We start from the raw sequence: 26031 nt of genomic DNA on the forward strand, positions 1-26031 counted from the left end.
TTCACCCCATGCGAATCGTCCAGCGCGGTCACGGCGCGGAGGGCCGTGACCGGGTGACCCTCGTCCCCGAGACTGTCGACGACCTCTGGCATCTCTCACACGTCCTCGAACCGGGCGACCTGGTCGAGGGCGACACCACTCGCCGGATCCAGCGCAACGACGACCAGATGCGCGACACCGGCGGCGAGCGCGAACACCTCCACGTCACCCTCGAAGTCGAGGACGTGGAGTTCGCCCGCTTCGCCAACCGCCTCCGGGTGGGTGGCGTGATCCAGCACTGCTCGATGGAGGACCAGATCGGCCTCCACCACACGATCAACGTCGAGACCCACGAGGAGCTCACGATCGAGAAGTACCTCAAGCCGGACCAGCGCGACCGGATCGAGGAGGCCGCGGAGGCCACCGACGCCCCGGACGTCGCGGTCGTCACCGTCGAGGAGGGCGAGGCGTACGTCCACACGGTCCAGCAGTACGGCACCGACGAGTACGTCTCGCTCACGGCCCCGACGGGGAAGGGGGAGTACGCCCAGCCGCGGAACCGCCTGTTCGAGGAACTCGGGTCGGCGCTCCAGCACGTCGACGCCGAGGCGATCATCGTCGCCGGCCCGGGGTTCACGAAGCGCGACGCGCTCGACTACCTGAAAGAGGAGTACCCCGAGGTGGCCGAGAAGGTCGCGACGACGGTCGACACCGCCTCGGCGGGCGATCGCGGCGTCCACGAGGTGCTCAAACGCGGCGCGGTCGAGGACGTGCAGGACCAGACACGGATCGCCCGCGAGAGCGAACTGATCGACGAGCTCACCGAGCGCATCTCGACCGGCGAGAAGGCGACCTACGGCGTCGAGGAGACCGCCGAGGCCGCGGAGTTCGGCGCGGTGGAGACGCTGCTGGTCGTCGACGAGCGACTGCGGACCGAGCGCCAGGACGGGGGCGACTGGGACCGGGACGCAAACGAGATCATCGAGACCGTCGAGCAGAAAGGCGGGGAGGTGGTGGTGTTCTCCTCGGAGTTCCAGCCCGGCGAGCAGCTGTCGAACCTGGGCGGGATCGCGGCGCTGCTGCGGTACCGGATTCAGTGATTCTTCGGACCCTGATGCTTTGCTCGTGGTGTTTGGAAAGTCACTTCGGTAGTAACTGCCCACAGCTCGCGAGAATCGTGTGGCCTGCGAGTAATCGACGACGGTCGGTTCGCTGCTTCTGCGGTCAGTAACACCGTGAAAGCCCCTGTCGGCTCGACTCCCGGGACTCGTTGCGCTCCTCGCTCCGCTGTCGTTCGAGAGAGCGAAGCTCTCTCGTGATGACGAGAGACGCCTTCGGCGTCTCTCGAACCACGGTGCTTACTTCGTCCGGGTTCGTCGAGCCGACAGCCCCTTTCAGTCCCACCCAACTGCACAGCCCACACGCCTCCCCAGCCGATTCGCTCCCTTCGGTCGCTCATCCCTCACGCTGAGGCGTCGACGAGAGCCGCAGGCTCTCGTCTGCCAATCAGAAATCTCCGATTTCTGATGACGCGGCACAGGGCCGCGCCCGTTTCGCGCCACTGCAGCTGCGGTGTAATGGTAGCATCGGCGCCGACGCGCGAGCGAGCGCCGGCGCCAATGGGGAGGAGTGGGGACGCCACGCTGCGCCGGGCCTCGTGCCCGGCGCGTCCTGTGGGTGTTCCCGTGAACGAAGCGAACGGGAGCCAGCGAGACGCTTCGCGTCTCGCGTGGGACTGAAAGGGGCTTTCACGGTGTTTCTGACCCAATCAGTAGCGCCACTCAAACGGGCAGGACCGTCGAACAGTACCTCGAACCCACGAACCCACGATCAGTCGAATCACGGACAAAACTTTACCACTGTCCCCCTGTTCCGTACTGCCAATGGACAGAGAAACGACTCGCCGAGCCCTCCTCTCCGTCGTCCTCGGCGCGGGCGTCGGCGGGATGGCGCTTCCCCAGGCACGCTCCTACCTCCGGCGGTTCGCCCCCGGCTCCGGCAGCGTCTGGGGCGCCGCGACCGGCAGCGCCCCCGACGAACTCTCGAGCCCGTACGGGCCGGCCACGGTCCGCTACGACGACTACGGCGTTCCGCACGTCGAGGCTGAGAGCGAGCGCGCGGCCTACTACGCGACGGGCTACTGCCACGGCGCCGACCGCTACTTCCAGATGGATCTCTACCGCCGGCGGATGGCCGGCCACCTCTCCGAGGTCGTCGGGACGGCGACCGTCGACTCCGACGCGTTCCACCGGCAGATGGATTTCGAGGGGGCCGCCGAGGCGACCTGGGAGCGCGCCGAGGGGACCGAAACCGGCGACGTGGTCGATGCGTACGTCGAAGGGGTCAACCACGCCCGCGAGGCCGAACCGACGCCGATCGAGTACGGGCTGCTGGAGTTCGAGCCACAGCCCTGGACCCCGACGGCGACGCTGCTGGTCCAGAAACAGATCTCGTGGGGGCTGACCGGCTCGTTCCGCACGCTCCGGCGCGCGCTGGCGCGTGACCGCCTCGGCGCCGACGCGACCGAGACCCTCTACCCCCGGATCATGGACCACGAGACGCCGATCCTCCGCGGCGGCGAGCCGGCGGCGGCGATGGACGGCCCGGACGCGACGACGCCCGATCCCGGGATGGTCTCCTGGCTCGCGAACTTCGAGACCGACCCCGGGATCGGCTCGAACTCCTGGGTCGTCGCCGGCGAGCACACCGCCTCGGGGGACCCGATCGTCGCCAACGACCCGCATCTCCAGCTCTCGGTGCCGCCGATCTGGTACGAGCAGCACGTCGTCGGCCCCGAGTTCGACAGCCGCGGCGTGGCGTTCCCGGGGGTCCCGTTCGTCGTGATCGGGCAGAACCACGCCGGCGCGTGGGGGTTCACCAACGCCGGCGCGGACGTGATCGACTTCTACGCCTACGACACCGTCGACGGCGGCGACGGCTACGAGTACGGCGACGGCGTCCGGCAGTTCGACACGCGAACGGAGACGATCGAGGTCGCCGGCGGCGAGAACGTCGAGATTCAGGTGAAGCGGTCGGTCCACGGCGCCGTCCTGAGCGGCTACCCCGACGGCGACGGGTTCGAGACCGCCGACGAGCTCGGCGTCGCCTGGACCGGGCTGTCGGCCACTCGAACGGTCGAGGCAGTCCGCGAACTCAACCTCGCGGACGGCCTCGACGACGCCGAAGCGGCGATCCGGAAGTTCGACGAGCCGACACAGAGCTTCGTCTACGCCGACCGCGACGGGAACACCTACTACTGGGTCACCGGCCAGATCCCCATCCGCACGGTCGACGGCGAGCCGGCCCGGGGGACGCGGATCTTCGACGGCTCCGCGATGGCGGGCGAGTGGGGCGAGGGGTACGAACCGTACGGCGAGTCCTCGTGGGCGGGGTTCGTCCCCTACGAGGAGAAACCCGGCGTCCGCAACCCCGACTACGTCGCGACCGCGAACCAGCGGATCACCAACGACCCCGAACGGTACCTCTCGGAGGGGTACGCACCGCCGTTCCGCGGGCGACGGATCTACGACCGCCTCGACGCCCGCGCCGAAAGCGAGGCGCCGATGGACGCGGCGTTCCACCGCGACCTCCAGACCGACGTCGTCGACGCACGCTACGACCTGTTCCGGCCGATCGTCGCGGAAGCGGTCGAGACTGGCGACACGGGTGGGGGCGACCTCGACGCTCCCGACGCCGAATCGCTGCTCGATTGGGACGCCGAGATGCGGCCCGACGCCGCCGAACCGCTGTTGTTCGATCAGTGGCTCCGGGACTTCCGCGAGCGGACGTTCGGCGGCGCGTTCGACGACGCCGGCCTCCCAGAGGGGTTCCCGCGGCCGAACTTCTGGGTGCTCGAGACCCTCCCCCCGGACAGCGAGTGGTTCGACGGCGACCGAGCGGCAGCGGCGGCGGACGCGATAGCGAAGAGCCGCGAGCGAATCGACAGCGAGGGGTGGGAGACGTACGGTGACTGGAACCGCGTCCGGTTCACTCACCCGTTCGACCAGTCGTTCCTCAACTACGAACAGCGCCCCACCGCGGGCTCGCCCGGGACGGTCCGGAACTTCCACAGCGAGGCGTCGACGGGCGCGAGCTGGCGGATGGTCGCCACGTTCGACGGCGACTCGCGAGCGGTGCTCCCCGGCGGGAACTCGGGCGACTACTTCTCGCAACATTACGACGACCAGCTATCGATGTGGGCCGACGGCGAGTACAAGTCGATGGCGCGGACGCTGCCGGATGGCGTCGATCTGGCGTTCGAGGAGGGGGAGCGATGAACGCCCTCGACGATCTGCGGTGCGACCGCCGGACGCGGCTCGCGGCGACGGTCGCCGCCGTCGCCATCGGGCTCGGGTTCGCCACCCTCCACTGGGCGGGGCTGCTGGCCGCGGGGGCGCTGGTGGCGCTCCCACAGCGCTCGGTCGGGCGCGGCGTCGCCGCCGGCGTCGGACTGGGCGTGTTGGTCGTCGTCGCCTTCCTCGCACGCCTCGCGCTCGCGGGGACGCTTGGGTCCGTGCTCGCGATGGGGCAGCCGACGTGGCTCGCGCTGGGGATCGGACTGCTGCTCCCGCCGTTCGGGTCGCTGCTGCGCGGGGTCGTCTGATCTTCCGGCGCGGTGAGTAAACCCCAGTCCGTGGTGAGTTGATGCGGATCCAACACGAAGCCCGTGTATGACCGAGTCGGAGGTGATCGAGGAGCGCTACGGCGACGAACTCGACGAGGACAGCGAGGAGTTCCTGGAGGTTGCCGTCGACGGCGCCGAGCGGATGAAGGCGATGATCGACGGGCTGCCGAGTTCTCCCGCGTCGAAACCCGCGCAACCCTCTCGAACCGACCGATCTGGCGTCGGTGCTCGACGACGTGCGGACCGATCTCCAGCTCCGGATCGAGGAGACCGGCGCCGAGATCACCGCGGACGAGCTCCCGACCGTCGAAGGCGACGAGGGACAGCTCAGACAGGTGCTCCGGAACCTCGTCGAGAACGCGATCGAGTACAGCAGCGACGACTTCCCGGCGATCGAGATCACCGCCGAACGCGAGGGTGACCGATGGCGGATCGACGTGACCGACGACGGCGTGGGAATCGATCCCGACGATCAGGACCGGGTGTTCGAGGTGTTCCAGCGGCTCCATGCCCGGAGCGAACACGACGGCACCGGGATCGGGCTGGCGCTCTGCAAGCGGAGCCTGGAGCGCCACGGCGGCGACATCTGGGTGGAGTCCGCAGCTGGCGAGGGGGCGGCGTTCTCGTTCACGCTGCCGGCCGTTGAGTGAGGGCGCCCCCGAATCCCTCTAAAGACCTCGTTCCGCGCGACCGTGAGCGATGGGAAAACGGCACTCCATCCGCGGAAGCGCACCGAACGCTACCACCTCAGCGTCGACGGTAACTGAACCTGCCAGTCAGGAACCTTTTCAGTAGCCATCGAGAATAGCGCTCGTGCAAACAGTCCTTATAACCGTCGACTCACTTCGAGCGGACCATCTCGGACAGTACGGCTATGATCGGGATACGATGCCGGTGCTTGACGAACTTCTCGACGGGGGTACTCGGTTCGAAAACGCGTTCGCTAACGCACCCTACACCCGGATATCCGTTCCCTCCCTCCTCACTTCCGAGTATCTTGCCTACGACGACCTCGAGCGAACACCGACCATCGCGTCACGTCTCGAAGACGAGGATATCACTACAGCGGTTATCGGGACACAAACCGGTATCGGCCTCGTTGATGGCGACTTCAATTTCGGCGAGACCATCGACCTCGGGCGGGATTCCTACCACGAGGAAGCGAACACGGAAACATCCGCGATGAAACGCGTACAGCAGGAACTGAGCAGCCTGGCCGTCTCAGCTAGTGACTGGCTGCAGGCGAAAGGAGCGACGGGGGTGAACAAACGTCTCCGTGGGATCTATCGGACGTTCTTTGGTGGCATGGGGTTCAACCACCTTGGCTACACGAGCGCCGAGAAGGTCACGGATCGGGCTATCGAATGGGTGAACGAACACGCCTCCGAGCCGTTCTTCCTGTGGCTCCACTACATGGAAGCCCACCGTCCGTACGGTGTTCACGACGAGAACCCAGCGTATCTGGATCGACAGCTGTCCGAAGAGAGGATAAAACAGTTGATGGAGTCGGCCGGCACAGCCCCTGAGCAGGTGGCTGAGGAGGAACGGCAGCTACTGATAGATCTCTACGACTCGGACGCACGCTACTGCTCGCGGCAGCTATCGAGACTGTTCGATTCGTTTCGTTCGGCCGGTCTCTGGGACGACGCGAACATCGTCTTCACGAGCGATCACGGCGAAGAGTTCCGTGAACACGGGTCGTTCTTCCATCGGAACTACCCGTACGACGAGCTTACACACGTCCCCCTGATTACTCGAACACCCGATCAAGGAACACCCGATGACGTCTCCGAACAGCGTGAACTGCTCGACGTCACGCCGACAGTATGTGACCTCCACGACATCTCACTCGAAGACGCCACCCTCTGTGGCCGATCGCTGTTTGACGAGAGCGAACGGGAGAGACTGTTCGCGCTCGGACAGCCGATCGGTGAACCATCTGCCGTCGCCGTTCGCACCGACAGGTGGAAGTACGTCCACTCCGCGGAGACCCGCCAGCTGTACGACCTCCGGAGCGACCCCGAGGAACGGACGAACGTCGCATCAGAACACGCCGACGTCGCGGACGAACTCTACAACGCCATCCCGGAGCGCCTGCTCACGCGCGACGTCGAGGCACCGCGGGCACCGGAAGATGAGGTCGATCGGGAGCATCTCGAAGCGCTCGGCTATATGGAAGTACGCGGGGACGAGTAGGAAGCTGTAGCTGAACCTCCCGTCACGTCCCGGTTTCGAACGGCTCACAGCGGGTTCGCTCGGCTCGCCGTTACGACGAGCGCTTGGTGGAGTAGGTCATTCGACATCCATCGACGACGGCCGTGAGACTGGTCCTTTATATAAACACCGACCCGTTGTGCCCCGTATGGGCACCCACATCGTCCCGGTCGGCTTCGACTACGACCGGCTGATCGCGCCGCTGATCCGCGACCAGTTCGACGTGGACCGGGTGGTGCTGCTCGAGGGCGCCGTCGGCAGCGAGGCCAACGTGGAGTACTCCCAGAACCTCGCGGGCAAGCTCGAACAGGATTTCCGGAACCTGCTGGGCGCCGAGACCGAACGCGTCGCGCTTTCGGACGTGTACGACTACGACGCCGCGTTCGAGCGGGCGTACGACCTGATCAACGCCCACCTCGACTCGGGCAGCGAGGTCTGGGTCAACATCTCCTCGATGCCCCGGCCCGTCAGCTTCGCCTTCGCCACCGCAGCCCACTCGATCACGCTCGAACGCCAGGAAGACCGCCACCGCATCCACACGTACTACACCGCCCCCGAGAAATACCTCGAGACCGAGATGGCCGAGGAGCTACGGGACACCCGCGACCTGCTCGCGGCGGTTCGCGAGGGCGACGGCGCGGACGACGGGGAGATCGCCGACCGGCTGGAGAGCATCGAGGGGCTGCTCTCGGAGTTCGACGAGCGGGGGACGACGATCGGTGCCAAGCGCATCGGCGACAACCACATCGTCGAACTCCCGGTGGCGGCCTTCTCCAACGTCGAGCCGTTCGAGGAGGTGATCCTGTTCACGCTGGGCGAACACGGCGAGTTCGAGAGCGTGAGCGAGCTCGCGGAGACGCTCGCCGCCGACATGGGCGAGGAGTACACCGACAGCTTCCGGTCGAAGGTGATCTACAACGTCGACCGGCTCGGCCCCGGCGGGAAAGCGTACGTCGAACAGGAGGAACACGGCAACTCCCACCGTACGTCGCTCTCCCGCATCGGCGAGCTCTGGGTGCGGGCCCACGCCGACGACGAGCCCGCGGCGCTCTCCTAGTCGGTCCCGTTGTACCAGTCGAGCTCGTCCTCGTCGATCTCGTCGGTCGTCGAGACCGCCTCGACCGCGCCAGCGGCGTCGAGGTAGAGCCGCCCCTCGTCCCGGACCGCCGTCTCCCGGAACACGCGCTGGGCTTCGGCGGGCGAGAGGCTCTCGTTCTCCGCGAGCATCAGCGTGAGCGTGCCAGCCACGAGCGGCGCCGCCGCGGAGCTGCCGTACAGCTCCCCCGCCGCGCTCGTGTCGACGGCGTCCGGCGCCGAGATGTCGAGCCCCTGGCCGGTGGAGCTGTACGGCCGCGGCTCGCCGGTCACCGCGTCGACGGCGCCGACCGCGATCACCCCCTCGGCGGTCGCGGGCGCGACCATCCCGCCGACGTCGCTGCTGACACCGAGCTCGTGGCCGGAGGCGAACAGCTCGACGGGGGTGTCGCTGGCGTTGGGGCCGCCGCGCACGGCGACGTAGTACCGTCCCGCGGGGACGGTGGTGTCGATCGCTTCGGTGTGGCTGTCGTTCCCGGTGGTGTTCACCGCCGACTTGGCGATCAGCGGGTCGTCGCCGTCCTCGGCGCGGTAGAGGAACAGGTCGTAGTCGGCGTCACCCTGCCAGTAGAGCCGGAGCGAGACGCGACCGGCGATCTCCCCCTCGCCGAGCGTGTTGTACCGGGTGTCGTTCTCGAACGCGAGCCAGCCCTCGTTCCCGGTGCCGGACCAGTGGCGCTCGCCGTAGTTGCCCGCCGACGTGACGAACGCGGTGTCGTTGTCGGCCGCGGCGGCGGCGGCGCGGTTCAGCCGTGCCATCCCGTCGGCGGTCGTGGGGAAGTAGCTCCCGGCGTCGACGACCACGTCGACCTCGCGCTCGCGCAGCCACGAGATGGCGCGTTCGTAATCCTTCGGGCCGCCGTCGAGGCCGATCCCCGCGAGGTACAGCTCCGCTCTCGGCGCGGTCCGGGCCACGATCTCGGCGACGGCAGTGTCGTGCGTGCTGTCGACGGCCCAGCCGGGCGACCTGTCCACGAACGTCCGGGTGCCCGCGACCGCGTCGCTGATCCGTTCGTTGCCGGGGGAGAACTGGCTGCCGACGATCCCGACACGGACGTCCTCACCCGTGACGCCGACGTCGTGGACCGCGCCGAACCCCGACAGCGTGTCCGGGGCGTCCCGCCCCGCGTCCGGGCCGTTCCGCTCAGCGTCCGGGCTGGGCGACGACGGGGCGGTCGGCGGCGCGATCGAGAACGCGTCGTCAGGCGGGCCACGCACGAGCTGTTGGCTGCTCGATCCGACAGGCGCGGCGAAGGAGACGCTGCTGACGACGACGACGACGACGAACAGCGTCGCCGCCGTCTCGATCCTCATACCGTCACCTCCGGGGGGTGGTTCATCAGTCCGTTCGGCTGTACTGGAGGGCGACCGCGGCGAGGGCGACCAGCCCGCCGGCGAGGAACAGCGCCGCCGGCGGCACGGTTCCGAACAGTGCGCTCGAACCCACCGAGTCGGCGACCCGCGGGCCAGCGGGGCCGCTGATCCCGCCGCCGCCGACGTTGACCGTCCAGTGGACCAGCAGGCTGCCCGCGATCACCGCGGCCGCGGCGCCGACGTACCGGCGGAGCGACTCGAGCAGCCCAGCACGCTCGGCCTCGTTGCCCACACAGACTACGAGCGAGTCGTCGACTGGCGCGTACACCTTCATCTCGCGCCCCTTCACGGAGTAGCGCGTCTCGGTGACCTCGACCAGATCCGCCTCCTGGAGGTTGCTGAGGTGGTGGCGGACGTTCTGGAGCGACGTGTCGACCGCGTCGGCGAGCTCCGAGGCCGTCCGGGGCTCCTCGTGGAGCGCCGTCAGCAGCGACCTGGCGGTCTCGGAGGAGAGCGACCCGATCAGGGGTTCGACCTCCTCGTCGTCGAGCCACAGCAGCCGGGTGCCCCCCTCGTCGTCCGCCCCATCGGCGGTGACGGCGTCGGATTCGGACGGCAACAGACCGGACATGAGTATGCGTACCATATCCAGCAACTAAACCCTTCGGAAACGACAAGAACCGCCGGGTCAGCGCGACCGGCGGAACCGGCCCAGCACCGGCGTGCGCTCCGCGACGAGCGTGTCGGCCGTCTCGACGGCCTCGTCTGCGTCGGATTCTGTCGCGTCGCCGCCGTACCGGGCCCGCTCGTACAGCGCCGCGACGCGGTGGACCCGCGTGTCGGTCACGCCGACCCGGTCGAGGTAGTCGTCGACGGTCTCGCCCGGCCGGCGCGGTCGATACCGGACGCCGAGCAGCGTCTCGATCCGGTCGTACGCCCGCTCGACGTCGGCGACGGGCGCGTCGCGTGGCTGGTAGCGCAGCCAGACGAACCGGTACAGCCGGTCGTCGAGCCCGAACCGCCGGCCGGCTGCCACCCCGCCGATCAGGAGCACGAGCCCGTACCCGACCTCCTCGGGCGTGGGCAGCGTCGGGTCGTCCGAACGCTCCCCGTCGGCCCCGCCGGTGAAGTTCCCGACGGTCCCGTTCGGCGCGTCCCGTCCGGGTCGGAGGGCGTCCTCGAGGTTAGCCGTCACCGTCACCGCGTCGACCGTCTCGTTCGCCGTCGCGTCGGTGGCCGTCTCGGTCGGGGTCGGCGTCCACTCCCCCTCGCCGGTGCGGTTCGTGTCGACGCCCGACTCGCCGGCCTCGCGGGCCTGCTCGATCCGCTGCTCGGCGGCCGCCTCGCGGGCCGCACCCGGCGTCGGGTCGAACCGGACCCAGCCGACGTCGGGGAAGTACACCTCGACCCACGCGTGGGCGTTGAGGCCGCGGACGACCCACTCGTCCTCCGCGACGCGCTCGCCGGGAGTGTACCCCGTCGCCATCCGGGCCGGGATCCCCTGGGTGCGGAGCATCACCGCCATCGTCGTCGCGTAGTAGGTGCAGTAGCCGGCCTCCATCTCGAACAGGAACGCGTCGGCGACGCTGCCCCGCGGCCGCTCGACGTTCAGCGAGTACTCCTTGCTACGCTCGAGGTACTGCTCGACGGCGAGTGCGGTCGCGTAGGGGGTCGACGCGTTCGCGCGGTCCGCGACCGTCGCCGCACGCTCGCCAACGCGGTCGGGCGTGCTCTCGGGCAACGCGAGGTAGCGCTGCTCGACCGCGTCGGGGTAGTCGGTGCCCGCTTCCCGGAGGTCGTCGACGGTGTACCCCGGGCGCTGGCTGACGACGGTGTAGGACTCGCCATCGGCGATGGGCGCCGCGGCGCGGAGGCCGTCCTCGGACGTGACCTGTGTCGCGCGCTGGACGTTCCCCTCGACGGAGACGGGTTTCCAGGCCGCGGGCATGGAGTTCAGCGTCGTCTCGGCGGTGACCGTCTGCTCGACTTCGATGCTCGGCCCCGGCGGCGGGTCGAGCTCGCCGTCGTAGCTACGCGTCTCGCCGCTGCGGACCCACGAGCCGCCGGTGTAGCGGTCGTAGGAGCCGACCCGCCAGTACGCCTGGCGTTCGGACTCGACCGTGAAGCGCACCTCGGGCGAGAGCCGGATCGCGCCCACGATACCGACGGTGTCGGCGTTGTCGACGACGTTCCCCTCGACCGTCGGCGCCGCGGCGCCGCCGAGGACGGGACCGCCGGCGCCGCCGGGGACCAACGACACCGTCGAGGAGAGCACGATCATGACCGTGACGACCAGCACCACCGTGTCCCAGTGGGCCGCGATCGCCCGCCGGGGCGTGAGCTCGCCGAACCCCACTGCGATCGCCGCGCCGACGACGCCCGTGAGCGTGGTGAGGAAGCCGGCGTCGCCCGTGAGCACGAACATGCCGAGCGCGCTCCCGCCGACAGCGGCGCTCAGCGGGTACTCCCCGCGGAGCGCGAGCAGCCACGAGCCCAGCAGCGGCGCGGGCACCATCGCGAGCGCCCAGATCTCGGCCTGAACCAGCCTGAACACCGAGAGCCCGCTGAGCAGCGCCGCGAGATCCGTGAACACGGCGCCGACGTCGATCAGCGCCCGCTGGCTCGCGGGGATCGAGAAGTAGTACAGCGACATCCCGCCGACCAGCACCGCTCCCGTGCCCAGCAGCGCCGTCCGGGCGTCGACCCGGGCGGCGAGCACCGCGCCGACGGCGAGCACGACGCCGACCTCGAGGTACAGCGCTCCCGTTCCGCCGACCACGTCGGTGACGTGGACCAGCACCCGCAGGTACGACGCCGTGAGCAGCGCGATCCCGAGCATCCCAGGGGTGACGATCGCGTCCCGGAGCGACCACTCCGAGTCGCTCACGGGTCGTGACCGGCCGGGTGCGGTCGTCACGCCTCCACCTCCGTCGCCGGGGCTGTGTCAGCCGCTGTCCGGTCGTCGACCATCGCCGAGAACTCGTGTCGCCGGCCGCGCACGTCGACGGTCGCGTCGTTCGCGTGGCCCTTGATCACCACGTCGGCGTCGGGGTCGGCTATCGGCCCGGACTCGATCACCGCGAGCGTGCGAAGCATCGCCGCCTGCCCGCCGTACTCGGGGCCGACCCGGAGCTCCCCCCGCGGGAGCGAGAGTTCGACGGGGACGCCGTCGCCGACCAACGAGAGCACCACGCTCGCGGTCGCCTCGGCCATCGCATCCGCCCCGTCGGCGTTGGCGCCGGCGGCGACCGTGACCGACTCCACGTCGGTCTCGGCGGCGAACTCCGTGACGACCAGCTCGTCCCGTTTGGCCGTCGTCTTCCAGTGGATGTCCCGCAGCGGGTCGCCGGGGACGTACTCCCGGAGCTCCTCGAACTCCCCGCGGCGGTCGGTGCGACTGTACTCCTGGAGCCGTCCCAGCGAGCGCCGGCCGACGGCGCCGAGCCGTCGGACCCGCGGGAACACGAGGGTCGTCTCCGTTCCCCGAAGCTCGGTCTCCCGTGCGTGGAGGCCGAACGCGTCGGTCGCGACGACCGTCACCGGGCCGAGGCTGTGCTCGCCCCGTTCCCGGTACTGGAGCTCGTAGCGGATCGGCGCCGCGCCGACCGTCGTCTCGACGGTGAGTTCGGCGTCGCCGTCGACGTGCTCGCGGACGGTGCCGTCGTCGCGTTCGGCCGGCCGGAGCCCCGCACCCACGCGCTCGGTCACGTCGGCGAGGAACGGGCGGGCGATCGACTCGCCGTCGCGCCGGCGGAAGGAGAGCTCGACCGTCCGGGTCTCCCCGACGTGGGCGTTCCCCGGCGGCGTGCGGTCGAGCGCGACGTCGGGAACGTAGCGGACCTGAAGGTAGCCGGCGGCCAGCGCGACGGCTGCGGGGGCGACGACCGCGTTGAGCGAGCGGGCGCCGAACGCCGCCGCGAGCAGCACTGCCACCCCAGCGATGCCGGCGACGGCGCGGCCTCGGCGCGTGAGCATCACTCGACGGGGACGGTTTCGAGCGCCGAGGCGACGACGTCCTCGCCGCTCTCGCTACCGGTTCGTGGCCGGATCCGGTGGGCGAACACCGTTCGTGCCTCTGCCTGTACGTCGTCGGGGGTGACGTAGTCCCGCCCGTCGAGCAGCGCGCGGACCTGCGAGGTGCGGGCGAGCGCGATGCTTCCGCGGGGGCTCACACCCAGCTGGGCGTTGTTCCGGGTGTGCTCGGCCAGCCGGCTGATGTAGTTCCGAACCGGCTCTCGCAGCGTCACCTGACTTGCAGTCTCGCGGGCGCGCTGGAGCCGTTCCCCGTCGGTCACGGGGTCGAGCTCCTCGATCGGGTGGTGGCCGGCGGTGCGGCCGATGATCTCCGCCTCCTGGTCGTCGTCGGGGTAGCCCAGCCGGAGCTTCTTGGCGAAGCGGTCGATCTCGGCCATCGGGAGCTCGTACGTGCGGCCGGTCTCGACGTCGTTCTGGGTCGCGATCACGACGAACGGCTCGGGCAGGGCCCGCGTGTCGCCGTCGACGGTCACCTGTCGCTCCTCCATCGCCTCGAGCAGCGCGCTCTGGGTCTTCGGCGGCGCGCGGTTGATCTCGTCGGCCAGCACGACGTTCGCGAACACCGGGCCGGACTGGAACTCGAACTCCTGGGTCTTCTGGTTGAACACGTTCACGCCGGTCACGTCGGAGGGCAGCAGGTCGGGCGTGAACTGCACGCGGCGGAACGAGGCGTCGACGGAGGTGGCGACCGAGCGCGCGAGCATCGTCTTTCCGGTGCCGGGGACGTCCTCAAGCAGGACGTGGCCACGGGCCACCGTGGCGACGAGGATGTGTTCGATCGCGTCGCGCTTGCCGACGATGACGCGCTCGACGTTGTCGACGATCTCGTGGATCAGGTCCGCGGCCGCGTCGACCGACAGCGGGTCGAGCGTCGGCTGGCCGGCGTCACCACCCGTCCCGACGGCGGCGTCACCGCCGTCGGACCGGGCGTCGTCGGTCATAACGGACCACCTCGGCGTGTACCTCTGCGGGGAGCGGAACGGTCGTACACGGGGGGATAGTGTGCCTGAGTATACCTAACTCTGCCGCCAGTGGCGGAGTCGATCCGTCCCGAGCGAGGGCGGGTCGGCCGTGCGCGAGAACGCTCACCCGCTTTGCCGCATCGAACAACCCATTAGCCGTGGCGCCCCCACCCCCGGGCATGGAGACCACGGACGCGTTCGTCGGCCTCGACTGTATCGACTGCGGGGAGCGGTTCGACGCCGGGACGGCGACCCACCGCTGCCCGGACTGTGGCGGGATCCTCGATCCCGCGTACGACTACGACGCCGTCGACGTGAGCCGGGAGACGTTCGAGCGCGAGCGCTTCGACTCGCTGTGGCGCTACGACGCGCTGCTGCCGTTCCCGCGGGAATCGGCGGTCACCATCGGTGAAGGTGCGACGCCGCTGGTCGACTGTCCGACGCTCGCGGAGGCGATGGGCGTCGGCGAGGTGTACATCAAAGACGAGGGGCACAACCCGACGGGGACGTTCAAGGACCGCGGGCAGACCGGCGCGGTGACCGCCGCCGCACAGCACGGCGCGGAGACGATCGCGCTCAACACCGCCGGCAACGCCGGGCAGGCTGCGGCCGCTTACGCCGCCAACGCGGGGATGGACGCCCACGTCTGGATGGCCGAGCGCGCGGGGTACACTCAGAAGGCGATGGTCGAGGTCCACGGCGGCGAGCTCCACGTCGTCGAGGGGGAGATCACCGACGCCGGCGCGGGCTACGCCGAGCGGATGGAGCAGGAGGACTGGTACTCCACGAAGACGTTCGTCACGCCGTACCGCCACGAGACGAAGAAGACGATGCTGTACGAGACGGTCGAACAGCTCGACTGGGAGGTGCCGGACGCGGTCGTCTACCCCACCGGCGGCGGCGTCGGCCTCATCGGGATGCACAAGGGGGCGACGGAGTTCCGCGACCTCGGCCTCACCGACGAGCTACCGGGGATGTACGCCGCCCAGGCCGCCGGCTGTGCGCCGGTCGTCGAGGCGTGGGAGCAGGGGAAGTCGATCCACGAGGCGTGGGGCGACGAGAACATCACGACCGCGCTCAACGGGATCGCCGTCCCCGACCCGGGCGCCAGCCCGATGATCCTCGACGCCCTGGAGGAGAGCGGCGGCGGCGCGGTCGCCGCCAGCGACGAAGCGATCCTCGACGCCGCGATCCAGATCGCACAGACCGAGGGCGTGGAGATGGGCGCGACCTGCGCCGCCGCGGCTGCGGGGGCGTTCGGTCTGGCCGAACAGGGCGAACTCGGCGCCGACGACACGGTCGTGCTGCTGAACACCGGCGCGGGCAACAAGGACGTGGACACGCTGCGCAGTCACTTGGGTGAGCGGGAGTTCGCGGACGAGTAGGGCGCCGTTCGCGGTCGTCTGCGGTATTTTTTAACTGATGCCGCCGAACTCGCCCCCATGACCACGATCAAGGACTCCGTCCACGACCACATCGAGGTGGAGGGGGTCGCCGCCGACTTGCTCGATACGCCCGCGGTCCAGCGGCTCCGCCACATCAAGCAGTTGGGGACGGTGCAGTTGGCGTACCCTTCGGCGAACCACACGCGGTTCGAGCACTCCCTCGGCGTCTACCACCTCGCCGAGCAGGCGCTCGACCACCTGGACGTCGACGGCGTCGACGCCGATCGCATCCGCGCGGCGGCGATGCTGCACGACGTCGGCCACGGCCCGTTCTCGCACAACATCGAGGCGCTGACCCACCGCGAGACGGGGAAGTACCACGACGACGTGGACGAACTGCTCGCCGAGGGGCAGGTCGGGGAGACGCTCCGGGAGAACGGGCTCGACCCGTCCAGAGTGGCGGGGCTCGTCGCCGGCGAGGGGAAGTTCGGCCAGCTCGTCTCCGGGGAGCTGGACGTGGACCGGATGGACTACCTCGTCCGGGACGCCCACCACACCGGCGTTCCGTACGGCACGATCGACCCCGGACGGCTGGTGCGGGCGCTGCGGTTCGTCGACGGCGAACTCGTGCTCGCACCGGGGAACGTCCAGAGCGCCGAGTCGCTGCTGGTCGCACGGGCGCTGATGAACCCCACCGTCTACTCCCACCACGTCGCCCGGATCAGCAAGGCGATGCTGCGACAGGCCTCGGAGCGACTGCTCAAGAGCGACCCCGATCTGAGCGCCGCGGAGCTCCGCCGGATGGACGACCACGGGCTGCTGGTCGCGCTTCGACTCTGTGACGAGACCAGCGAGTTCGCGCGACGCTACGCCGAACGCGACCTGTACAAGCGTGCAGTGTGGGCGGAGCTGGGCGGCGTGCCCGACTGGCTGCTGGCGGCGAGCCACGAGGAGACACGGGAACTGGAGGACGAGATCGCCGACGCCTGCGACCTCGACTCCCGGGAGGTGATCCTCGACGTGCCCGACGAGCCGTCGATGCGGGAGTCCACCAGCCGGGTGATGGTGGGCGACGAGATCCGCCAGCTCGGCCGGCAGTCGCCGCTGGTGAAGGCACTTCGGACCGCGCAGTACCAGCAGTGGCGGCTGGGCGTGTACACGGTTCCCGAAGCGACCGAACGCGTCGGCCACGAGGCGGTCGAGCGACTGGACCTGGACGTCGAGGGCGCGCTCGTGAGCGAACGCCGCGGTCGGCCGTCGACGCTGGACGAGTTCGCCGAGGCGGAGTAGCGCCGGTAGCTTCAGGCCGTCGCCGCGCCACGGATCAGTGTGAACGACAGTCGCGCGGCCGTGCTGGGCGGGCTCGCGAGCCTGCTCGCGCTCGCGGCGTACGCGGTGCTCGCGGGGATCGCCCCGACGCCCGTCTCCGAGCCCACGCCGCGGATACCGAGCCTGCTGTTCGCCGTGATCGTCCCCGGCACCGTCGCAGCCTGTGTCGGTGCGGGCGTGGTCCTCCTCCGCCGGCGGTTCGCTCTCCGGGGACCGATAGCGGGGCTGGTCGTCGGTGCCATCCTTGCCGCGATCACGACGCCGAGCGAGGGGGAGGCGTGGCTGCTCGTGCTCGGCGCGCCGGCGTGGCTCACGCTGCTGGCGGCCGGCGAACTGCTCGGTCGGTGGGTGGGCGCACGGCGCGCTGGAACGACGCTCCCCCGAACGGAGCGGGCAGGTGTGGTCGGTTCGGTCGCAGGGCTCGGCTACTGGCTGGTCTTCGTCGCGTTCGCAGTCGTCCCAGCGTGGTCAACCCCCGACCCACCGGGTAGGCCGGGGGTCGTCGAAGCCGCCCTCACGCTCGCCTTCCTCGCCGGCGCGTTCTGCCTGCTGGTCGGGGTGCCGGTGGCGCTCGCGCGCCGCGGCGGGCCGTACAGCCCGCTTGTCGTCCCGGCGGTCTGGGTCGGGTACAACCTCCTCACCGGGTGGGGGCTGTACGACGGCGAAGTCGCGGTACTCGCCTTCACGCTCGCCTGGCCGGCGGCGCTCGTGGCGATCGGCGCGCTCGCGGCCGTCGAGACGGCTGTGCGGTGGGGCTGGCGCCGGTTCAGCTGACCCGCGCGTTTATGCGCCGGCAGACCACACCCCAGGGTATGACTGGAACGGTCGAACGCATCCACGTCGCCAGCGAGGCGGGCGCCCAACCCGAACCGCGGGACTCGGTCGAGGCGGTCGTGGGCAAGGGGCTGACCGGCGACCGCTACTTCGAGAACGAGGGGACGTTCTCCACCGACGACGAGGATCGCACGCGGGACCTGACGCTGATCGAGGCCGAAGCGATCGAACAGGCCGAAGCCGACTACGACGTCGAGTTCGAGCCGGGGATCCACCGCCGAAACCTCACCGTCCGCGGCGTCGGGCTGAACCGCCTGCTCGGCGAGCAGTTCCGGGTGGGCGACGCCGTCGTGGAGGGGACGGAGCTCTGTGAGCCCTGCACGTACCTCGAACGGAAACTCGAGGAGAAAGGCATCCAGGAGGCGCTGGTCCACCGCGGCGGCCTGCGGTGTGAGATCGTCGAGGGCGGCGAGATCACGGTCGGCGACGACGTGACGACCGCGTAGGATCGACGCGTTGAGGGGTTCGGCGACGAAACCACGGGTATGACCGACAGCGACGCCGACCTGGACTTCGACCGCGAGATCAAGGTGCGACTCGCCTTCGCCGTCGTCGCCGCGGCGCTTGGGATCGGTGTCGCCGTGTTCACTGACGTCTCCGAGTGGATCGCGTTTGGTATCGTCGTCGTGCTCGGCGTGATCCTGCCGCGAGCGTACCTCTACGTCGAGAAGTAGTCCGCCGAGTCAGAGCCGTTCGGACCGGCCGGCGGCGCTCCAGGCGTCGGTGGGGGTGCCGTCCCGGACTCTGACGGTCCGGCGCTGGGTCGATTCGACGCGACCCGCGAACCCCCAGCGCTTCCCCTGCCAGCTCTCCTCCTCGCTCTCGGCGGCCGCCGCGGCCGCTGCTGCCTCGCCGTCGCGGATGTGGGCGCCGACGGCGGCCGCGATCGCCGCAGCCTCGGCATCGTCGGCGTCGTCGGGGAGGGTGAGCCGGTCGGCGACGCTCGCTGCCGACGGCTCCTCGGCCCCATCGCCGGTCTCGGCGTCGGTCATATCGGGATGTTGCCGTGTTTCTTCTGGGGCGTTTGCTCGCGCTTCCCCTGCAGCATCTCCAGGTCGGAGATCAGCCGCTCGCGGGTCTCCGGCGGCTCGATCACGTCGTCGATGTAGCCGCGGTCGGCCGCCGTGTAGGGGTTGGCGAACTCCTCGCGGTACTCCTCGATCAGCTCCTCGCGGCGGGCCTCGACGTCGTCGGCTTCGTCGAGTTCGTCGCTGTAGAGGATGTCGACCGCACCCTCCGGCCCCATCACCGCGATCTCGGCGGTGGGCCAGGCGTAGTTCACGTCGGCGCCGACGTGGCTGGAGGCCATCACGTCGTACGCGCCGCCGTAGGCCTTCCGGGTGATGACGGTGAGGAGCGGGACCGACGCCTCACAGTAGGCGTACAACAGTTTCGCGCCGTGGCGGATGATCCCGTTGTGCTCCTGATCCGTGCCGGGCATGAAGCCGGGCACGTCGACGAACGTCAGGACGGGGACGTTAAACGCGTCGCAGGTGCGGACGAACCGCGCGCCCTTCTCGCTGGCTTCGATGTCCAGCGTGCCGGCGTTGACTCGAGGCTGGTTCGCGAGGATGCCCACGGAGCGGCCGTCCATCCGGGCGAACCCGATCACGAGGTTCTTCGCGAACTCCGCCTGCACCTCGAAGAACGAGCCCTCGTCGACGACCGACTCGAGCACGTCGTGCATGTCGTACGGCTTGCGCGGCTGGTCCGGGACGACCGAGTTCAGCGACTCGTCGGCGCGCTCGGGGTCGTCCCACGGCTCGACGCGCGGGGGGTCCTCGACGTTGTTCTGCGGGAGGTAGGAGAGCAGCCGCCGGATGTCGTCGAGCGCGTCCTCCTCGCTCTCCTCGGCGAAGTGGGCGACGCCGGAGGTGGAGGCGTGGGTGACCGCGCCGCCGAGCTCCTCGAAGCTGACCTCCTCGCCGGTGACCGTCTTCACCACGTCGGGACCGGTGATGAACATGTGGCTGGTGTCTTTCACCATGAACGTGAAGTCGGTCATCGCGGGGGAGTACACCGCGCCGCCGGCGCAGGGGCCCATGATCGCGGAGATCTGCGGGACGACGCCGGAGGCTTCCTGATTGCGCCGGAAGATCTCGGCGTAGCCGCCGAGCGCGTCGACGCCCTCCTGGATCCGGGCGCCGGCGGAGTCGTTGAGCCCGACGACGGGCGCGCCGACCTGCGTGGCTTTGTCCATCACCTTCGTGACTTTCTCGGCGAACACCTCACCGAGCGAGCCGCCGAACACGGTGAAGTCGTGGGCGAACACGAACACCTTGCGGCCGTCGACCTCGCCGTACCCCGTGACGACGCCGTCGCCGTAGATCTGGTTCTCCTCCATCCCGAACTTGTGGTTGCGGTGGGTTCGGAACTGGTCGAACTCCGTGAACGTGCCGTCGTCGAGGAAGTAGTCGATCCGCTCGCGAGCGGTCATCTTCCCCTTCTCGTGCTGGCGTTCGATTCGCTCCTCGCCGCCGCCCTTGAGGGCTTTTTCGCGGCGTTCGCGGAGTTCCTCGATGCGGTCCTCCATCGTCACTGTGGACCACCTGCAGTCATTGTTCGCAACGTCGCCGAGGTGTCGCAAAAGGATTCCGAACGAAGCGAGGCCGGAAAACTCCGAGCGAAGCGAGGAGGCAAACGGCCTCGGTAGGCGAGCGGGGAGCACAGCGACCCGCGAGCGTGCGGACCTGGAAACGCCGAACGCAGTGAGGCGGCAAACGGCCTCGGTAACGCGAGCGGGGAGCGAAGCGACCCGCGAGCCACGGACAGTCGTAAACGAGGCCAGCGAAGCGATCGAACGGTAAACTCCCTCGGAAAAGTGAACAGCGAAGGAACCCACCGACGCCACACCGCGACCGATTTACCCCCACCGCTCCCACGACCGCCCATGCCCGACACGCGCCGCGCGCTGCTCGACGCGCTCGCGGACGGCCCCGTTCCCGGCCCCGAACTCGCCGACCGTCTCGGCGTCTCCCGCGCCGCGGTCTGGAAGCAGGTCGAGGCGCTCCGCGAGGACGGGCTGGGGATCGAGAGCACCGACGACGGCTACCGCGTGACCGACGTTTCCGAGTTCGGCGGCGCCGCGATCGCGTACGGCCTCGACGCGCCGTTCGAAATCGAGTACCACGACAGCATCGGCTCGACGAACGAACGGGTCCGCGAACTCGCCGACGAGGGGCGCGAAGACGTGGCCGTCGTGGCGAACGAGCAAACCGCCGGCCGGGGGCGACTCGACCGGGGGTGGACCGGGCCGTCAGGAGGGGTCTACTGCTCGCTGCTGCTCCGGCCGGACGTGCCGCTCGCCCACTCGCCCGTCTACACGCTCGCGGCCGCGGTGGCAGTCGCGCGGGCCGCACGGGAGGCCGGCGTCGACGCGCGGATCAAGTGGCCGAACGATGTGCTAGTACTCGACGACGAGAGCGAACGCGGCGGGCAGAAGCTCTGTGGCATCCTGACCGAGATGGAGGGCGAAGCGGACCGCGTGAAGTGGCTGATCGTCGGTATCGGGATCAACGCCAACGTCGAGCCTGAGGACCTGCCCGAAGGCGCGACCTCGCTGCTCGCCGAACGCGGCGAACCGGTCGACCGCCGGATCTTCACCCAGCGCCTGCTGGAGACGTTCGACGAACTCCGGAGCGATCCGGATTCGATCCTCGACGCGTGGCGCGAACACGCCGCGACACTCGGCCAGCGCGTCCGGGTCGAGACGCCCGGCGGCGAGGTCGTGGGTAAGACCGTCGACGTCGAGTTCCCCGGCGCACTGATCGTCGAAACCGACGACGGCGAGCGCGAGCGAGTGACGGCTGGGGACTGTGAGCACCTGCGGCCGGTGTGATGGCGACGCGGAGCGAGCGCTTATCGCGGCGTCGGCCGTACGAAGGGTATGGACCGCCGGTGGCTCGTGGTGGGGTTCGCGCTGCTGTTCGCGAGCCTGACGGCCGTGTTCCTCGCCCGCGGGGAGCCTCTCCAGACGGCCATCGCGCTCGTGCACACGGTCACGATGGTCGGGCTGCTCTGGTGGCAGACGGCCCACGGTGACCAGGCCGGGACGTAGTCGTTCGGGTCCGTCGACCCGGAAGTCGACGGGTGCAGTACTGTTTTACACTGTGGCGAAGGAGTGACAGCCGATGCTCTCCACGCTTCGGAACACCCTGTTCAGCGAGCCCTCCGGCCGGCCCCACGCGCTGATCCAGTTCGGCGGGGCAGTGCTGTTCGTCGCCCTCTACGCCTACGGGGTCGCCCGCGGCTCCGGTAGCGAGTGGCTGCTCGTCATCGCGACCGCGAACGTCCTCTCCGGAACCGCCGAATCCCTGCCGAGCGATCGCCGACGGCTCGCCGGATCGCTCCGGATCGCCGCGATCCTCGTCTGTGTGGGGCTGCTCGCCCTTCTCGTCTTCGAGCCGGGGCTGCTGTTCGAGTAGTCGCCGTCGCGTCGTGGCGCGAACGGAAACGCACTAACGCCCCACCCACCAACGCCCGCTATGACCGACCCCCTTCTCGTCCGTGCCGCCAGAGGTGAGCGCACCGAGCGCCCGCCGGTCTGGCTGATGCGGCAGGCTGGCCGTCACTTGCCCGAGTACCGCGAGCTCCGCGAGGAGTACTCGTTCCGCGAGGCGATCGAGACCCCCGAGATCGCCGAGGAGATCACCCTCCAACCCTACGAGCGCTACGGCGTCGACGGCGTGGTGATGTTCTCGGACATCCTCACCTGCCTCGAACCGCTCGGCTTCGACTACCACATCGAGTCCGGCGTCGGCCCCGTGATCGAGAACCCCGTTGAGGGGCCCGAGGACGTGGCCCGGCGGCGCGGCGACGTGCGCGAGGAGTTGGGGTTCGTCGCGGACCTGCTCGACCGCCTGAGCGAGAGCGTCGCCGACGAGGACGCCGTGCTGGGGTTCGCGGGCGGCCCGTTCACGCTCGCCTCCTACGTCGTCGCCGGCGGCCCCGACCGCGGGCGCAAGGAGGTCCGGAAGTTCCGCGCGCGCCACCCCGACGCGTTCCTCGAACTGATGGAGCGCTTCACGGACGTCGTCGCCGAGTACCTGCGGATGCAGGCCGACCACGGCGCCGACGCGGTCCAGCTGTTCGACACCTACGCGGGAGTGCTCCCGCCCGCTGACTACCAGGAGTACGTCCTCCCGCTCCACCGCGAGATCGTCGAGAGCATCGACCTGCCGGCGATCGAGTTCGTGCGCAACATGGGCGGGCGACTGGAGAGTCTGGAAGCCACCGGTGCCGACGCGGTCGCGCTCGACTGGACGGTCGATATGGCCACCGCGCGCGCAGAACTGGGCGACATGCCCGTGCAGGGGAACCTCGACCCGTCGTTGCTGTACGCCGACGAAGCCACGATCCGGGAGCGGACCGCGGAGATCGTCGAGGCTGCCGGCCCCGAAGGCCACATCCTGAACCTCGGTCACGGCGTGAACCGCGACACGCCGATCGAGGGGGTCGAGGCGTTCGTCGAGACGGCACGGAACTGGGAGTGGAAGTAGCGATCGGAGGTTCGTTCCGCAGCTCTGTTGCTAAGCTCTTTCAACCATGGGGCAGAAACCACACGTGCCCGTCGAGAGACGGGCATACGGAGACTCGCGGCCGGCCCTACCCTGACAGGAGTCGGTCGGCCGCGAGGCCACCCTATATGCCCACGAACGATTCAGACGCCGACGGCTGTATAGATAACGGAGACCGACTCACACCCCACGAGCTTGTCGTCTGCCCCGCCTGTGGCGAGCAATCGACCGACACCCGGACGTGTGACCACTGCGGCCACGAGTTGGACGACGGGACGGGCGTCGCACGGAGCTTCACCGGGCCGTAGCGGTCCGCTACTCAGTTCCCGCCCACCGACGAGAGCTCCCCCGCCAGCCGCCGCGCCTCGCGGACCCGGGAGGGGAGCCCCATCCGCCCGGTGTAGTTGGTCGCGAGCGTGATCCCGTCGGGGAGGTTCACCCGCTCGCTGGCGGCCCAGGACTCGTCCCACGCGGGGAACGCCTGCGGGATGCGCTCGACGTTGAGCACCCCGGCGTCGGCGCCCATCACGCGACGGAACTCACGGACAGCAGTCTCGCCCAGCGTCTCGGCGTCGCGCTCGACCGCCCCGGGATCGTGCATCCCACCCATGAACACGGTGTAGACGCCGTCTCGATCGAACAGGCTCGTGTTCCACGTCACGCCCAGCGTGCGCATCGGCTCGGTCCGGCGGACCTGGTAGCCGAACCCGTCGGCGCGGGCGGGGCTCTCCAGGTGGACGAGCACGAGGGGGTTGTAGCTGAACTCCCGGAGTGCGGCCGCGCTCTCGGCATCGACACCCGCCACGATGTCGGCGGTGGTGTCGGCGGGCGTCGTGAGCACGACGTGGTCGACGCGCCGGGTGTCGTCGTCGGTGTGGACGAGCCACTCGGGGTCGTCGCCCGTCCCGGCGCGCTCGAGCCCCGTCACCGGCGTCTCCCGGTGGAGTCGGTCGGCGTGTTCCGCGGCCAGCGCCTCGGGGAGCCGCTGGAGGCCGGACTCGAAGCTCGCTGGCGGCGGCGTCTCGTCGTCCGCGAACACCAGCCGCGAGAGCGCAGCCCGCAGCAGGCTCCCTCGCTGTTGCTCCAGCCCCATCAGTGGTTGCAGCGCGTGCCTCGCGGGCATGTTCGCCGGGTCGGAGCCGTAGGTTCCCCCGAAGATCGGCTCGATCAGGTTGGTGTACGCTTCGGAGCCGAACTTCCGGACGAACGCCTCCTGTGCGGACTCGTCGGGGTCGATCGGCGCGGTCAGGGGTTCGGCCAGCAGGCGGAGTTTGGCCCGCGTCGACAGCAGGTCCGTGCGGCGGAACGCCGACAGCGACCGCGGGACCTCGCGAAGCTTCCCGTCGGCGTAGACGAACAGCGGCAGGTCGTCGTCGGCCGTGATCACCTCGTCGGCGATGTCGAGATCGGTCACCATCGCCCGGATCGCGTCCGTCATGCGCAGACGCTGGGGGCCGAGTTCGAGCAGCTTCCCGTCGATCTCGCGGCTCCGGACGACGCCGCCGACCTCGTCGGTCGACTCGTAGGCGACCGCGTCGACGCCGCGCTCGGTCAGCGCGTGCAGCGTCGAGAGGCCGGTGATGCCCGCGCCGACGATGGCGACGGTGCGATCGTCGGGGTCGGTAGCAGCGGGGTCGACGTCGTCGTTCGCGTCAGCGTCGACGTCGTCCACGGGAGAGGGTCCACTCATTCGTTGCGCCGCGCGTTCAGACACATCGCGTTCGGTTCCGGCCGGCACGTACACTGCTGCAGGCCGTAGTAGTCCGGGTCGAAGTCGGCGACGAACGGCTCGGTCAGGTCCGCGAGCAGGCCGACGAACCGCTCGTCGTCGTACGGGACCGGGACCCGGGTGAACCCGAGTCCCGCAGCCTCGGCCTCCTCGCGCAGGTCGTGGTCGAGTTCGGCGAGCGTCTCGCTCTGTTCGTGCATGAAGCTCGTGGGGTCGACGACGACGCGCTCGGCGTCGATCCGCTCGACGACGTCCTCCACGTCGGGCTGGGTCCACTCCACGTCGCGGTTGGCGTGGTTCTGGTAGCCGAGTTCGTAGTCGGGGTTGCCCAGCATCCCGGCGACCATCTCGCAGTACTCCTCGACGTACTGGACGTACCGACTCCCCTCGTCGAGGTAGTAGGTGGGCGTCCCGTGGGCCGAGAAGATCAGTCGCGTGTCCGAATCGAGCTCAAGCCCCTCGCGGTCGAGGGTACGGCGGATGTTGTCCGCACGCAGTCGCGCGTAGGCGGAGTGGGTGTGGTAGCCCGTGATCTCGTGGTAGGGCACGTCCCAGTCGAGGTCGTCGACGGCGCCGGCGAGCTTCTCCAGCGCCTGCACCGTCGTCGAGGGGCCACACAGCGGGTAGACGGGCAGCCCGATCAGCCGGTCGACGCCGTCCGCGTGGGCCTGCTCGGCCGCGTCCTCGACGAACGGCTCCATGAACTGGTAGCCGACGTACGTCTCGGCGTCGTAGCCGCGCTCCCGGAGTTCGGTCTCGAGGAGGTCGGCCTGGCGACGGGCGTGGGCGTTCAGCGGCGACCCGTCGATCTCGCCGTACTCCTCCAGCAGGCCGGGCGCGCGGCGTTCCGCCAGCGAGCGGGCGCGTTCGCGGGCGGCCTCCTGTGAGGTGTCACCCTCGATATCCATGTTGGCGAGGAAGATGCGTTCGAGGTACTCCTCGACGACCTCGCGATCGGCCGCGGCCGGCTCGCCGAAGTTGAGCACGGCGATCCCTGTGGTCATAGCTCGAACTC

General features: G+C 69.6%; 24 protein-coding genes and 1 pseudogene. 16 read left to right on the plus strand and 9 right to left on the minus strand.

The window, feature by feature from the left end; translation table 11 throughout:
* The first annotated feature begins 8 nt into the window (after positions 1-8).
* The 6 genes and pseudogenes from B4589_RS05025 (at position 9) to B4589_RS05050 (ending at position 7874) form a co-directional block, all read left to right on the plus strand.
* On the plus strand, positions 9-1079 hold the full coding sequence (locus tag B4589_RS05025) for an mRNA surveillance protein pelota (protein WP_079233244.1): 1071 nt from the start codon (positions 9-11) through the stop codon (positions 1077-1079).
* Between the two features lie 783 nt (positions 1080-1862).
* Positions 1863-4256 (plus strand): penicillin acylase family protein, encoded by a 2394-nt coding sequence (locus B4589_RS05030; protein WP_079233245.1) that lies wholly within the window; start codon positions 1863-1865, stop codon positions 4254-4256.
* Positions 4253-4582 (plus strand): hypothetical protein, encoded by a 330-nt coding sequence (locus B4589_RS05035; protein WP_079233246.1) that lies wholly within the window; start codon positions 4253-4255, stop codon positions 4580-4582. Before B4589_RS05030 ends, B4589_RS05035 begins: the two co-directional genes overlap by 4 nt.
* 79 nt (positions 4583-4661) lie before the next feature.
* Positions 4662-5253, plus strand: a pseudogene (locus tag B4589_RS05040) (ATP-binding protein); the annotation flags it as partial.
* Between the two features lie 163 nt (positions 5254-5416).
* Positions 5417-6799, plus strand: coding sequence for a sulfatase (locus B4589_RS05045; protein WP_079233247.1), 1383 nt, complete (start codon positions 5417-5419; stop codon positions 6797-6799).
* A gap of 166 nt (positions 6800-6965) precedes the next feature.
* Positions 6966-7874, plus strand: a complete 909-nt coding sequence (locus B4589_RS05050) for a DUF6293 family protein (protein ID WP_079233248.1) — start codon at positions 6966-6968, stop codon at positions 7872-7874.
* Here the strand turns inward: B4589_RS05050 and B4589_RS05055 are convergent.
* Genes B4589_RS05055 through B4589_RS05075 form a run of 5 tightly spaced genes read right to left on the minus strand, consistent with a single transcriptional unit; the run spans position 7871 to position 14202 of the window.
* Complete coding sequence (locus tag B4589_RS05055) at positions 7871-9226, minus strand: S8 family serine peptidase (RefSeq protein WP_079233249.1); 1356 nt, start codon at positions 9224-9226, stop codon at positions 7871-7873. The genes B4589_RS05050 and B4589_RS05055 overlap by 4 nt on opposite strands.
* 25 nt (positions 9227-9251) lie before the next feature.
* Positions 9252-9857: a winged helix-turn-helix domain-containing protein gene (locus B4589_RS05060; protein ID WP_079233250.1), complete on the minus strand. Its 606-nt coding sequence runs from the start codon at positions 9855-9857 to the stop codon at positions 9252-9254.
* Between the two features lie 57 nt (positions 9858-9914).
* Complete coding sequence (locus B4589_RS05065; RefSeq protein ID WP_255246128.1) at positions 9915-12113, minus strand: DUF3488 and DUF4129 domain-containing transglutaminase family protein; 2199 nt, start codon at positions 12111-12113, stop codon at positions 9915-9917.
* A gap of 26 nt (positions 12114-12139) precedes the next feature.
* Positions 12140-13201, minus strand: coding sequence for a DUF58 domain-containing protein (locus tag B4589_RS05070; RefSeq protein ID WP_079233251.1), 1062 nt, complete (start codon positions 13199-13201; stop codon positions 12140-12142).
* Positions 13201-14202 carry a MoxR family ATPase gene (locus B4589_RS05075; RefSeq protein WP_079233252.1) on the minus strand — a complete coding sequence of 334 codons (1002 nt, stop codon included), beginning with the start codon at positions 14200-14202 and terminating at the stop codon, positions 13201-13203. The genes B4589_RS05070 and B4589_RS05075 overlap by 1 nt, the downstream gene beginning before the upstream one ends.
* 200 nt (positions 14203-14402) lie before the next feature.
* Here B4589_RS05075 and B4589_RS05080 point away from each other — a divergent pair, with 200 nt between their 5' ends.
* From B4589_RS05080 to B4589_RS05100, 5 genes are read left to right on the plus strand one after another with little or no spacing between them, the layout of a single operon-like run.
* Entirely contained in the window at positions 14403-15608 is a 1206-nt protein-coding gene (locus B4589_RS05080; RefSeq protein ID WP_079233253.1) for a threonine synthase, read from the plus strand.
* A 57-nt stretch (positions 15609-15665) separates the two neighbouring features.
* Complete coding sequence (locus tag B4589_RS05085) at positions 15666-16898, plus strand: HD domain-containing protein (protein WP_079233254.1); 1233 nt, start codon at positions 15666-15668, stop codon at positions 16896-16898.
* Positions 16899-16937: 39 nt separating this feature from the next.
* Positions 16938-17711 carry a hypothetical protein gene (locus B4589_RS05090; RefSeq protein ID WP_079233255.1) on the plus strand — a complete coding sequence of 258 codons (774 nt, stop codon included), beginning with the start codon at positions 16938-16940 and terminating at the stop codon, positions 17709-17711.
* Positions 17712-17749: 38 nt separating this feature from the next.
* Positions 17750-18217: an MOSC domain-containing protein gene (locus B4589_RS05095; RefSeq protein WP_079233256.1), complete on the plus strand. Its 468-nt coding sequence runs from the start codon at positions 17750-17752 to the stop codon at positions 18215-18217.
* Between the two features lie 39 nt (positions 18218-18256).
* Entirely contained in the window at positions 18257-18445 is a 189-nt protein-coding gene (locus B4589_RS05100; RefSeq protein WP_079233257.1) for a hypothetical protein, read from the plus strand.
* Positions 18446-18454: 9 nt separating this feature from the next.
* Here B4589_RS05100 and B4589_RS05105 read toward each other — a convergent pair whose 3' ends face one another.
* Together B4589_RS05105 and B4589_RS05110 are read right to left on the minus strand one after the other, a co-directional pair.
* A complete protein-coding gene (locus tag B4589_RS05105; RefSeq protein ID WP_079233258.1) occupies positions 18455-18763 on the minus strand; it encodes an acc operon protein in 309 nt (102 codons plus the stop codon).
* Positions 18760-20304: an acyl-CoA carboxylase subunit beta gene (locus B4589_RS05110; protein ID WP_079233259.1), complete on the minus strand. Its 1545-nt coding sequence runs from the start codon at positions 20302-20304 to the stop codon at positions 18760-18762. The genes B4589_RS05105 and B4589_RS05110 overlap by 4 nt, the downstream gene beginning before the upstream one ends.
* Positions 20305-20661: 357 nt before the next feature.
* Here B4589_RS05110 and B4589_RS05115 point away from each other — a divergent pair, with 357 nt between their 5' ends.
* From B4589_RS05115 to B4589_RS05135, 5 genes are all read left to right on the plus strand, one after another.
* On the plus strand, positions 20662-21609 hold the full coding sequence (locus tag B4589_RS05115) for a biotin--[acetyl-CoA-carboxylase] ligase (protein ID WP_079233260.1): 948 nt from the start codon (positions 20662-20664) through the stop codon (positions 21607-21609).
* A gap of 48 nt (positions 21610-21657) precedes the next feature.
* Positions 21658-21828, plus strand: a complete 171-nt coding sequence (locus B4589_RS05120; protein WP_158081144.1) for a hypothetical protein — start codon at positions 21658-21660, stop codon at positions 21826-21828.
* Positions 21829-21901: 73 nt separating this feature from the next.
* Positions 21902-22195, plus strand: a complete 294-nt coding sequence (locus B4589_RS05125; protein WP_079233261.1) for a hypothetical protein — start codon at positions 21902-21904, stop codon at positions 22193-22195.
* 60 nt (positions 22196-22255) lie between these two features.
* A complete protein-coding gene (hemE, locus tag B4589_RS05130; RefSeq protein WP_079233262.1) occupies positions 22256-23269 on the plus strand; it encodes a uroporphyrinogen decarboxylase in 1014 nt (337 codons plus the stop codon).
* Positions 23270-23415: 146 nt separating this feature from the next.
* Positions 23416-23595 (plus strand): 50S ribosomal protein L32, encoded by a 180-nt coding sequence (locus B4589_RS05135; protein ID WP_143414274.1) that lies wholly within the window; start codon positions 23416-23418, stop codon positions 23593-23595.
* A gap of 11 nt (positions 23596-23606) precedes the next feature.
* On the opposite strand, the gene hemG is transcribed toward B4589_RS05135, so the two are convergent.
* Both hemG and hemH read right to left on the minus strand, forming a co-directional pair.
* On the minus strand, positions 23607-24959 hold the full coding sequence (gene hemG / locus B4589_RS05140) for a protoporphyrinogen oxidase (protein ID WP_255246129.1): 1353 nt from the start codon (positions 24957-24959) through the stop codon (positions 23607-23609).
* Between the two features lie 14 nt (positions 24960-24973).
* Positions 24974-26020, minus strand: a complete 1047-nt coding sequence (gene hemH, locus B4589_RS05145) for a ferrochelatase (RefSeq protein WP_079233264.1) — start codon at positions 26018-26020, stop codon at positions 24974-24976.
* Between the last annotated feature and the right edge of the window lie 11 nt (positions 26021-26031).

It is taken from the genome of Halolamina sp. CBA1230, assembly GCF_002025255.2.
Lineage (GTDB): Archaea > Halobacteriota > Halobacteria > Halobacteriales > Haloferacaceae > Halolamina.